The 10,803-nt window shown below is 61.6% G+C and carries 11 protein-coding genes; 9 read left to right on the forward strand and 2 right to left on the reverse strand.

Annotated elements, in window-relative coordinates; translation table 11 throughout:
- Together Q7V45_RS03065 and Q7V45_RS03070 are read left to right on the forward strand one after the other, a co-directional pair.
- Positions 1-271 (forward strand): metal-sensing transcriptional repressor (locus Q7V45_RS03065; protein WP_304846776.1); only part of this gene is annotated, 271 nt, incomplete at its 5' end.
- A gap of 23 nt (positions 272-294) precedes the next feature.
- A complete protein-coding gene (locus tag Q7V45_RS03070; RefSeq protein ID WP_304846779.1) occupies positions 295-648 on the forward strand; it encodes a hypothetical protein in 354 nt (117 codons plus the stop codon).
- Positions 649-1,160: 512 nt separating this feature from the next.
- On the opposite strand, the gene Q7V45_RS03075 is transcribed toward Q7V45_RS03070, so the two are convergent.
- Together Q7V45_RS03075 and Q7V45_RS03080 are read right to left on the reverse strand one after the other, a co-directional pair.
- A complete protein-coding gene (locus Q7V45_RS03075; RefSeq protein WP_304846782.1) occupies positions 1,161-2,339 on the reverse strand; it encodes an adenylate/guanylate cyclase domain-containing protein in 1,179 nt (392 codons plus the stop codon).
- A 107-nt stretch (positions 2,340-2,446) separates the two neighbouring features.
- Entirely contained in the window at positions 2,447-4,819 is a 2,373-nt protein-coding gene (locus Q7V45_RS03080; protein ID WP_304846785.1) for a heavy metal translocating P-type ATPase, read from the reverse strand.
- Positions 4,820-4,847: 28 nt separating this feature from the next.
- Here Q7V45_RS03080 and Q7V45_RS03085 point away from each other — a divergent pair, with 28 nt between their 5' ends.
- The 7 genes from Q7V45_RS03085 to Q7V45_RS03115 all read left to right on the forward strand — a co-directional run bounded on the left by Q7V45_RS03085 (position 4,848) and on the right by Q7V45_RS03115 (position 10,465).
- A complete protein-coding gene (locus Q7V45_RS03085) occupies positions 4,848-5,123 on the forward strand; it encodes a metal-sensitive transcriptional regulator (RefSeq protein WP_304846788.1) in 276 nt (91 codons plus the stop codon).
- Positions 5,124-6,062: 939 nt separating this feature from the next.
- Positions 6,063-7,418, forward strand: coding sequence for a TolC family protein (locus Q7V45_RS03090; RefSeq protein ID WP_304846791.1), 1,356 nt, complete (start codon positions 6,063-6,065; stop codon positions 7,416-7,418).
- 13 nt (positions 7,419-7,431) lie between these two features.
- A complete protein-coding gene (locus tag Q7V45_RS03095) occupies positions 7,432-8,820 on the forward strand; it encodes a multicopper oxidase family protein (protein ID WP_304846794.1) in 1,389 nt (462 codons plus the stop codon).
- Positions 8,821-8,841: 21 nt separating this feature from the next.
- Positions 8,842-9,333 (forward strand): cupredoxin family protein, encoded by a 492-nt coding sequence (locus tag Q7V45_RS03100; protein ID WP_304846797.1) that lies wholly within the window; start codon positions 8,842-8,844, stop codon positions 9,331-9,333.
- Positions 9,334-9,358: 25 nt separating this feature from the next.
- The gene (locus tag Q7V45_RS03105; protein ID WP_304846800.1) at positions 9,359-9,649 is read left to right on the forward strand and encodes a copper-binding protein; all 291 of its coding nucleotides are present in this window, start codon (positions 9,359-9,361) and stop codon (positions 9,647-9,649) included.
- A gap of 20 nt (positions 9,650-9,669) precedes the next feature.
- Positions 9,670-9,933, forward strand: coding sequence for a hypothetical protein (locus tag Q7V45_RS03110; RefSeq protein WP_304846802.1), 264 nt, complete (start codon positions 9,670-9,672; stop codon positions 9,931-9,933).
- A gap of 58 nt (positions 9,934-9,991) precedes the next feature.
- On the forward strand, positions 9,992-10,465 hold the full coding sequence (locus tag Q7V45_RS03115; protein WP_304846805.1) for a cytochrome c: 474 nt from the start codon (positions 9,992-9,994) through the stop codon (positions 10,463-10,465).
- Positions 10,466-10,803: the final 338 nt, after the last annotated feature.

Consider the following 10,803-nt stretch of genomic DNA (forward strand, 5'->3'; position numbering starts at 1 on the left):
CGATCACCTTCACGCAACGCACCCTGAAATCGCCAAAAGGCTCCGCCGCGCGGAAGGTCATCTGCGCAGTGTCATCGAGATGATGGACCAGGGTCGATCGTGCCTCGACCTCGCGCAGCAACTGCACGCGGTCGAGAAGGACATCGGACAGGCGAAGAAAACGCTGATCCAGGACCATCTCGACCATTGCCTCGACGAGACCGTCGACCAGCCCGCCAAGGAACGCCGCCGTTCGATCCAGGAATTCAAGGAAATCGCCAAGTATCTTTGAGCTTGGTGTTGTGGAGGTGTGGCGTGCGACTGCCTTCGGATATGCTTAAGCCGGCTAGTTGCTGGATTGCTGTCCTCGCCTGCGTGCTGATGCTCGCCGCGTGCGGTCGCACTATCGGCCAGCCGTTCGACGTCGCCGCGACCGATGCGTTGACGCCGGGCGAGTCGACCTATGAGGACGCCGTGGTCCAGTTAGGAAAGGCCAACCACTTCAAAGGCTATGGCCATAGCGTGATTGCCCACTGGCATTACTTGAAGGACCAGCCAGGCGGCACCGACTACGCCAGCGTCACGATCATGTTCGGCCGCGACGGGCGCATGATCCGTATCGTCGACCGTCTCGAAAGCGACGTTGGCGGGGCAAGGGTAGCGGATTGACAGTAGCGCACCCGCCCTGCTGGGCCTTCCCTTGTTTCACTTCGCCCCGAAATCTTGCCATCCTAGGAGTGCGCTTGAGGCCACGGCGATCACGTTGAGACGCCGATCAACTTGCAGACCCGCATAAACTACACACATAAAGCGACGGACGTGAGCACGGTCATCTTCTGCGTGCACGTGGCTGTTCACTTCTGGAGCCACCATAATTGCACCTCCACTTACCTTGCTCGAACGGCCAAGCCTCAATCGCGCCAGTCATCGGCGGGCCCGCAGGCTTCGGCACGCTATCGGGAGTGGTCCTGGCGGGACCTCTACGCCGCACGACCGCGGCGCCGATGAGCGACGGAACAATATGGCACAGCGCGACCGATGAAGGCGCGAATAGCCTCGGCTTCACCGGATCGGCGAAGGCGAATATGCGCCTGATTAGAGGCTCGATCTCTAGAAGCGACGGGTTGTCCTCGGGGAGATCGCCGCATCGAGGCGAGGTACATTTAGGTGCTCCGCCAAAGTCAGGCCGTCGAATGCCCATCGGCTTGGGAAAGGAAGGCGATCCGCAATTTCTCGTGCCTGCCGTCGAGCGCCGCGTCTTTCCATCGCCAATCGATTCCATCCCGAAAACTCGGGGCCTCGATTAGCAAACGCTCTGAAACGACCAAAGATGCATCAAGAGAGCGGCAGAGGCGTTCGAGTCGCTCGGCCACATTGACGGCATCGCCAAACACGGTGAACTCCGCGTGAGTTCCGCTTTCGAGTACGCCGCCGATGACGGACCCGACATGTAGCCCAATTCCTGCCTTGAGAGCGGCACTCCCTTTGCTTAGACGCGCCTTCCTCCACTGCTCAAGTGAGCTGCTCAAAGCCAAACCGCACTTCACTGCTCTCGCTGAATCGTCCAGCGATGTTTTCGGATGACCAAACACCGCCATCACGCCGTCCCCGATAAATTTGTCAACGGTGCCGCCACACTCGAACACGGCCTCCGTCACAACTTGCCGATACTCTGACAGAAGCGCGGCCATCGCTTCGGGCTCGGAGGCTTCAGTCAACCGAGTGAAAGAGCGGAGATCGACAAACATTATGGCTGCCCTCCTGCGAGTAAGCGCAAGAGCGGCATCGTTGCTCTGCAACTCGGCGACAAGGCTTGGCGAAAAAAACCTGGCCAACATTCGGCGCCGGCCTTCGCTCCCTAACGCTTCGGCGAGCGCTACGTTGTGCTCCTTTGTCAGAAGGTAGCAGACGAAGCCCGCGAAAGTGAACGCAGCAGCGAGCGCCCCCTCGACGCCAAACGTCGACCACTCGCTGTGGGCCATCGGGTGCAATTTCGCATGAATGACAAGCGTGATCGCGAGCAGCAATAGCCAGCCTATGAGCACTACGGCAGAAAAGAGGACGACGAGACCAGGCTTCAGCCGCAATGCCGCGTGAGTCAGCAGCAAGAATCCGACTGCCAGAGTGGGCGCTGTCAGACTGTGGTCGAAGTCTTGGCCTGGAGCGAAAAGATGCTCGTGGAACAGGGCCACGACCAGCAGCGCATCTACAACAACGAATGCGGTCGTCGACCATGCTGGGCCGCGGCGTGTCAAAGCAAGTATGAGCGCGACAATTGTCGCCACACTGTAGCCTGCAATCACCTGACCATGGACGAGCACACTGTCGCCATGTCCGCTTGCCAAGAGATTGAGTACCAAGACACCAAGCACGAGTAGCCGCAACCACGCGGAGCGCCTCTCGCGCCGCCACCGACGCTCCTTAAGGGAGAGGCCAATTTCGTTCCTGGCGGGGTTGGCCGCTACCATTAGAATCGCAATGCTCTGAGCCTCAGCGCGTTGGCAATGACGCTGAACGAGGACAGTGCCATCGCCGCCGCTGCAATGATCGGCGAGAGAAGAATGCCGAATGCCGGGTAAAGCAGCCCTGCCGCGATAGGTACACCTGCCGCATTATAGATGAAGGCGAAGAACAGATTTTGGCGGATATTGCTCATCGTCGCTTCGGACAGTCGACGGGCGCGCACGATGCCCATCAAATCGCCCTTGAGCAGGGTCACCCCCGCACTCTCGATTGCCACGTCTGTGCCAGTGCCCATGGCGATACCTACGTCGGCCGCCACCAGTGCCGGCGCATCGTTCACTCCATCGCCCGCCATGGCAACGACGCGACCTTCGGCACGCAACCTCTCGACCACTGCACTCTTCTGTTCAGGAAGTACGTCCGCTTCGACCTCGGCAATGCCGAGGCGGCGTGCCACGGCTTCTGCCGTCGTGCGGTTGTCTCCGGTCAGCATGACGATACGGATCTTCTCGGCCGTTAGTGCTCGCACCGCCTCAAGCGTCGTTGGCTTCACTGGATCGGCAATGGCGAAGACAGCTGCGGCCTTGCCATCGACGGCGAGGAAGATTGCAGTCGCTCCCTCATGCCGAAGGCGTTCCGCATCGGCCGCCAGTCTGGCAGTGTCGACACCGCCTTCTGTCAGGAATTTCGCATTTCCGAGGGCGATTTTGCGGCCACTCACGGTGCCGGTCACGCCCTTGCCGGTGGGCGAGTCGAAGTCACTCACTTCAGACAACGCCAGCTTCCGGTCGGCGGCTTCATTGACAATCGCCAACGCGAGCGGATGCTCGCTGGCCTTCTCGACACTGGCGGCTAGCGCCAGCGCCGCGTTTTCGGTGAAGTCCGCCACCGGCACGATCGCCACGATCTTCGGCTTGCCCTCGGTCAGAGTGCCGGTCTTGTCGACGACCAAAGTGTCGATCCGCTCCATGCGTTCCAGCGCCTCGGCATTCTTGATCAATACGCCAGCCTGCGCGCCGCGTCCGACACCGACCATGATCGACATGGGGGTGGCGAGGCCCAATGCGCACGGGCAGGCAATGATGAGGACTGCAACGGCTGCAACCAGGCCGAAGGCGAACCGCGGTTCTGGCCCGAAGATGGACCATGCGACGAATGCGGCGACCGCGACGGCGATGACAACGGGGACGAAGTAGCCGGAGACCTGATCGGCCAGCCTCTGGATCGGTGCGCGGCTACGCTGCGCATCTGCAACCATCTGGACGATGCGGGCCAGCATGGTGTCCCGCCCGACCTTGTCGGCACGCATGACAAGACCACCGGTCGTGTTGAGCGTTCCCGCGATCAGCCGGTCGCCTGTCTGCTTGGTAACGGGCATCGATTCACCGGTGACCATCGACTCATCGATCGCTGATCGGCCGCTTACGACTTCTCCGTCGACAGGAACTTTCTCGCCAGGCCGCACGCGCAAGCGGTCGCCAACGGCGATCAGGTCGAGCGATACGATCTCGTCGGTTCCATCCTCGTTCAGGCGCTGCGCGGTCTTCGGAGCGAGGTCGAGCAGCGCCTTGATCGCGCTCGAGGTTTGATCGCGCGCCCGCAACTCGAGCACTTGGCCCAGCAAAACGAGAACTGTGATGACCGCTGCGGCCTCGAAGTAGACGGCAACCGAGCCGTCAGCGCCTCGGAAGGCGGCAGGGAACAGCCCAGGGGCGAGGACGGCGAAGACGCTGTAGCCCCATGCCACGCCAGTGCCCATGGCGATCAGCGTGAACATATTGAGATTGCGGGTTACGAGCGACTGCCAGCCGCGCACGAAAAACGGCCAGCCGGCCCACAGCACAACCGGGCTGGCGAGCAGCAGTTGTATCCAGTTCGACGTCTTCTGCCCGAGGAGCATATGCAGCGACGTGAGGTGTCCCCCCATTTCCAGCGCGACCACTGGCAGGCTCAGCGCGAGGCCAATCCACATACGCCGCGACATGTCGATCAGCTCGTGGTTCGGCCCGTCGTCGAGCGAGACCTCCGCAGGCTCCAGCGCCATGCCGCAGATCGGGCAGCTCCCCGGCCCGATCTGCTGGATTTCCGGATGCATGGGGCAGGTGAAGACGGTGCCGGGTGCGGCAGGTGCCGGCGGTGCGGCCTTCCCCGGCTTCAAGTACCGGTCCGGCTCGGCCGTGAACTTCTGCAGGCACTTGGGATTGCAGAAGTAGTGCGTATGCCCCTCGTGCACGGCGGTGTGTTTGGCCGTGCCGATCTTCACCTTCATGCCACAGACGGGATCTATCGCCGTCTCGGGCGCGCCGGGCTGGTGAGAGGAGTGATCGCGATGATGGGCGTGTCCGCCGCTGCAGCAATCGTGTTTCATGCTTGCCATATATACCGTACGGGGGTATAGTCAAGACATGGACGGCAAAATCAAGAAGTCGCAGCTCGCCCGCCTCGGCCGAATCGAAGGCCAGGTGCGCGGTATCGCCCGGATGATCGAGGAAGAGCGTTATTGCATCGACGTCCTGAACCAGCTTCGTGCGGTTCGTGCCGCTCTGAACAAGGTCGAGCAGGAGACGCTCGGTGACCATCTTCAACATTGTGTCGCCCATGCGTTCCACGCCGGATCGGAAAAGGACCGTAAGGACAAGATCGAGGAGATACTCGAAGTGCTCGACAGTCGCCGCCACTGACGACGCTCTCGATTCCGTAGATTGACAACTCGTCCGTCGCTGATCATCAATATCGTCATGACCGTCGCCCTTTCCTTTCGGAAACTCGCACAAGCAGTTCTGCTTGCGCTTGTGGCGTGGGTGGTCACCGCTGGCGGTCGCGTCGGCCCACGGCGGTCATGTCGGCGCAGAATTGCGTCCGCCAGTCGAAGCCGAAGCATCCCTGCCGAAATCTCAGAACGAAGACCCCGCGGCATCCGCGACCAGTTTCCCGGAAACACCTGAGGCGCTCGGCGATCACGGCGGAAGCTCCTGCCCGAGCGGAGCTCCAACGAAGCACGCTGGAAACTGCTGCATGGTCGCCTGCCATGCGGCCATGGCCACGCCGGTCATTGGCATTTTGCCTGGCCCCATTACCGCGTCGCTTCTTCTGTCCCCGCTGAGCGACTTGCTCGAGGGCTGCTGCGGCGACCGTTCCGAGCGTCCTCCCAGACTCGTCTGACCGCGTTCGCGCCTTTGGCGCGTGTCCGGTCTTGAGTCTATCGCCGGCTCAATAGTTCCAGACACCTGACCTGCGCGCACGCCAGAAGCTCGCCGCCGCTCGGCGCGATGCTTGTTTCCTCGCGTTCAAGTCAATTTCGTTTGGGTCGTTGCCATGAAACTCCTGGTTCCATCTATGCTCGCGCTTGGAGTGGCTGCCTGTTCCGCGCCGCCTTTGCCCGAGTTGTCGCCAGCCGATGCGTCCAGCCCCGATGCTCCCACTGTCGCCGCGCCGTACCAGCCGGTGATGTCCGGCACCGCACCGTATGTCCCCGTCGGGCTGAAGCCCTGGCGGGAACTCAATGACCGCGTCGCCCCCGGCGCCGCACGGTCCCAATGAACGTCCTCCCGAAATCGATAGCCGTGGTCCTCGTCGGCCTCCTGGCCGCGGGCTGCGCAAAGTTCACGGAGGATGGCGGCATGGCGCCGGTCACGGACAGCGTCCGCAAGGAAACCGGTCGCGACGCCGTCAAGCTTTCCTCTCCGGAAGACATGCGTAGAGCCCGCGAGCGCGTTCAGACACTCCTGGCGGAGCCCCTGACGGAAGATACGGCTGTCCAGGTCGCCTTGCTCAACAATCGCGGGCTGCAGGCGGCTTACAACGACCTAGGCATCTCCGAAGCGGAGTATGTCCAGACGAGCTTGCCGCCCAATCCTGCGCTTACCTCGGGCCGCACGTTTGGAAGTCCCGGCAACTTCGCCGAAATCGGCTTTCAGCTTGTCGGCAACTTGCTGGCCATCGCGACGTTGCCACGGCGTACGGAGATCGCCAAGCGTGAGTTCGAGGAAGCGCGCTATCGCGCGGTCGCGACGACGCTCAGCCTGACCGTAGACGTCCGCCGGGCCTATGTCCGCGCGATCGCCGCGCAACAGAAGCTCGCGCTACTGGAGCAGGCCCGTCAGACCGCCGACGCGTCTGCACAAATGATGAGACAGCTCGGTGAGACCGGTGCCGCCAACAAGCTCGATCAGGCGCGCGTCTCGGCCTTCTACGCCGACCTCAGCGCCCAGGTGGCCCAGGCTCGACTACATGTTGCCGGAACGCGCGAAGCCCTGAACCGCATGCTTGGTCTTTGGGGCTCCGATCTTGCCTACAGGCTTCCGCCGCGACTGCCGGCGTTGCCCGCCGCGCTGGATATGCTCGCAGATGTCGAAGTCGAAGCCATGCGGCGACGAGTAGATCTCATCATCCTGCGCTATGAGATCGTGACTCTGGCGAAGTCGGTCGGCTTCGTGAATGCGACGCGCTACATGTCGTTCCTCGAGTTGGGCCTGGGCTATCGGAACGAAACCGAGACCAACGAGGCGGGCGAACAATCTACCAAGAATCGCTACGGCCTCGACCTAGCCATAGTGATACCGATCTTCGACAGCGGCGAAGCGCGGGTTACCGCCGCTCGAGAGACGTATATGCGGGCGATCAATCGCCTGATCGAGCGATCCGTCAACGCACGCTCCGAAGCGCGTGTAGCTTACACAACCTACAGGGCGACGCACGACATCGCCCGCTACTACCAGAACCGCATCCTACCGTTGCGTCGGCAGATCTCGGCAGAGGTGTTGCTCCGCTACAACGGCATGCTGGTCGACGTATTCGAGCTCCTCATCGAGGAGCGTGAACGCATCACCGCCAATGTGGCTTCGCTCGATGCGCTGCGCGACTACCATCTTGCCGTCGCCGACCTGCAGGCAGCTCTCATCGTCGGTGGCCTCGTGCCACCGTCCGGCGTCATTAACACGACGCCTCCACCCGAAACCATTCCTCTCGGACTCTAGAAAGGAGAAAGACATGAGCCTCTCCAGACGCGATCTCGTCGGGGCTTCGGGCCTCGCCCTCATCAGCGCCGCCGCCGTAAGCGGCCGCGTCCAGGCGCAATCGATCCCGGAAGCGCCGACGACGACGACCAACACCATGCAGCCGCCGCTTCATCCCACGAGCGGACCCGACTACCAGCCCGTCGTCACCCTGAATGGATGGACCTTGCCGTGGCGGCAGAACGGGGACTGGAAGGAGTTCCATCTCGTCGCCGAGCCGGTCGAGCGTGAAATGGCGCCGGGCATGATCGCCCGTCTGTGGGGCTATAACGGCCAGAGCCCGGGTCCGACCATCGAGGCGGTCGAAGGCGACAAGGTCCGCATCTTCGTGACCAACAAGTTGCCCGAGCACACGACGATCCACTGGCATGGCCAGCTCCTGCCCTGCGGGATGGACGGTGTCGGCGGGCTCAACCAGCCGCACATCAAGCCTGGGCAGACCTTCGTCTACGAGTATCAGCTCATGAAGAGCGGTACCTTCATGTACCACCCGCACGCCGACGAAATGGTGCAGATGGCGATGGGCATGATGGGCTTCTTCGTCGTCCATCCGCGCGACCCCAAGCTGCACCGGGTCGACCGCGACTTCGTGTTCCTGCTGAATGCCTACGATATCGACCCCGGCAACTACGTGCCGAAGGTCGCGGAGATGACCGCTTTCAACATGTGGTCGTGGAACAGCCGCGTCTTCCCCGGCATCGATCCGCTGGTGATCGCCAAGGGCGATCGCGTGCGGGTGCGCGTCGGCAACCTCACCATGACCAATCATCCGATCCACATGCACGGCTACGATTTCGAGGTGACCTGTACCGACGGCGGCTGGGTGCGGCCGGAGGCACGCTGGCCCGAAGTCACGATCGACATTCCCGTGGGGGGCATGCGGGCCTACGAGTTCGACGCGATCTACCCAGGCGACTGGGCCATTCACTGCCACAAATCCCATCACACCATGAACGCGATGGGCCACGACATTCGCACCTTCATCGGCGTCGACAAGAAGCAATTCGCCAAGCAGATGAAGCGCTTGGTGCCCGACTACATGCCGATGGGCAGCGCCGGCATGGCCGATATGGGCGAGATGGAGATGCAGCTCCCGGACAATACACTGCCGATGATGACCGGCTTCGCGCAGTTCGGGGCTGTCGAGATGGGTGGCATGTTTTCGGTGGTCAAAGTACGCGAAGGCTTGGCCTCTGGGGACTACAAGGACCCCGGCTGGTACCAGAATCCACCCGGGACCGTCGCGTACGAATGGAAGGGGCCCGCCCCCGCCACGACGCGGGCGCCGAAGCCAGTCCCGCCTGCAAAGCCTAGCACCACGCTTCAAGTCGTCAAGCCGACGTCACATGGCTCTCACAAGTAGGCTCAACTGAAGGAGGTATCGATGAAACTCGAGCGACTTACTAGCGCGGCAATTGCAGCCAGCCTGATCTCTGTCGCGGCACTGGCGGCTCCCGGCCACAAACCCGGCGAGGGGCACAGCCACGCGGACGACACCGCCTACGGCAAGCCGGGCGATCCGAAAAAGCCGGCCCGCATCGTCCAGATCGTGTTTCGCGAGGACGGCGGGAAGATGCTGTTCCTGCCGGACAAGCTGAAGTTCAAGAAGGGCGAGCAGGTGCGCTTCCAGCTTCGCAACAATGGGGCGATCGATCACGAGTTCGTCGTCGGCACGGTCGAGGAAAACCTCAAGCACATGAAGGACATGGAGAAGAACCCGGACATGGAGCTCGACGATCCCATTGCGAAGCGCCTGAAGCCGAAGGCAACCGGCGAAATCCTCTGGCAGTTCACCAAGGCGGGTACGTTCGACTTCTCCTGCCTCATTCCCGGACATCGTCAAGCCGGCATGTTCGGCACCATCGTCGTCGAGTAATTAGTCCACGCCCAAGGAGAACAAAATGTTGAAGAAGACTCTATTCGGTGCGTTCGCCTTGTCCCTGGTTTCGATGACTGCGCTGGCGGACGGCAACATGGTTAAGGCGGAAGTCGTGAAGGTCGACAAGCCGGCCGGCAAAATGACCCTCAAGCATGGTCCCATCAAGAATCTCGACATGGAGTCCATGACCATGGTGTTCCGAGTCGCCGATACCTCGATGCTCGACAAGGTGAAGGCCGGCGACAAGATCGAGTTCGAGGCTGATCGCGTCAACGGTGCGATCACAGTAACCAAGATCGGCAAGGGACACTAACGCGACGTCGAGAGTAATCCATGAAGCGGGTTCTGTTGCTATTGTGCCTTGCAGCGACAGCTGTTTTGAGCGCGGAATCGTCGGCGCTTGCTGACGATTCCGAACTGCAGGCCACGCTGGCCAGGCTCAACTGCGTGCCAGCAAAGATCGCTGTCACGGAAGTTTCTGGCGCCATTACGGTCTACACCGTGACCTGCAAAGGAAGCCGCAAGGAGATTGACGTGTTGTGCTTGAGCAACGCCTGTCAGACGCAACCTCGGTTGCGTCCGGACGACGACAGGTAGGATCGTGTCCCGGCACAGTCGATTCCGGAGGAAAGCCGGGGGCCGGAGTGTCGCTGGTATGAAGCCAGCACTCCCGCGGCTTCAGCGAGCATCGCTCGTCGTGGTGGCTGTCGGCTTGGTGGCGATTGCTGTCGGTATAGCGTTCTATCTCTCCGCGAGCGATGTGCCTCGCATCGACCCTGCAAATGCGAATCGGGTCGAGCGGGGGAGACGTTTGTATGTCGCCGCATGCGCGAGCTGTCACGGCTCATCGCTGGAGGGGCAACCGAACTGGCAACGTCGCCTTCCGAATGGGCGCCTGCCGGCGCCGCCTCACGACGAAACCGGGCACACCTGGCACCATTCGGATGCATTTTTGATGCGGATAACGCAACTCGGTCCCGCTGCCTACCCTGAGGGGTATCTGACCGATATGCCCGCCTTTGGGAATACTCTCTCCGACAGGGACATCGCTGCCATTCTGGCATACATCAAGAGCCAGTGGCCGCCCGATATCAGGGCCCGACAGAGTCGTCAGAATGCTGCGCGGTGATGGAATCCAAGCAGATCACGCTGTCGCTCGATCAACCGGGTTTCCAACAGGAGATGGCCCTCGACAGTGAGGACAATTTAGGAATTGTCTCCTTCCACCACAATCGGCTCGTAGGCCACGCACAACTACGATGCTGGGACTCCGGGTGATGGCTGGTGCCATGTAACCTCCAGCGTCAACGTAGCAAAATACTTCTGATACCAACCGACAGAACTCATGACGCACTGGCCCATGCTCGTTGAGTAATGGAAGCGAGAATCGCGGGAGCAGCGATGAGGCCATTCCAGGCGTTGCAGCAGGCGTCGACGATGTCGTCGTAGGTGTCATGGACGCGCAAG

It is taken from the genome of Reyranella sp. (assembly GCF_030651995.1).
Lineage (GTDB): Bacteria > Pseudomonadota > Alphaproteobacteria > Reyranellales > Reyranellaceae > Reyranella.

Excerpts from the sequence above, each read along its gene's own strand:
- Q7V45_RS03115 (WP_304846805.1), top strand. The coding sequence starts at position 9,992 with ATGAAGCCAGCACTCCCGCGGCTTCAGCGAGCATCGCTCGTCGTGGTG.
- Q7V45_RS03095 (WP_304846794.1), top strand. The coding sequence starts at position 7,432 with ATGAGCCTCTCCAGACGCGATCTCGTCGGGGCTTCGGGCCTCGCCCTC.
- Q7V45_RS03085 (WP_304846788.1), top strand. The coding sequence starts at position 4,848 with ATGGACGGCAAAATCAAGAAGTCGCAGCTCGCCCGCCTCGGCCGAATC.
- Q7V45_RS03110 (WP_304846802.1), top strand. The coding sequence starts at position 9,670 with ATGAAGCGGGTTCTGTTGCTATTGTGCCTTGCAGCGACAGCTGTTTTG.
- Q7V45_RS03100 (WP_304846797.1), top strand. The coding sequence starts at position 8,842 with ATGAAACTCGAGCGACTTACTAGCGCGGCAATTGCAGCCAGCCTGATC.
- Q7V45_RS03090 (WP_304846791.1), top strand. The coding sequence starts at position 6,063 with ATGGCGCCGGTCACGGACAGCGTCCGCAAGGAAACCGGTCGCGACGCC.
- Q7V45_RS03105 (WP_304846800.1), top strand. The coding sequence starts at position 9,359 with ATGTTGAAGAAGACTCTATTCGGTGCGTTCGCCTTGTCCCTGGTTTCG.
- Q7V45_RS03080 (WP_304846785.1), bottom strand. The coding sequence starts at position 4,819 with ATGGCAAGCATGAAACACGATTGCTGCAGCGGCGGACACGCCCATCAT.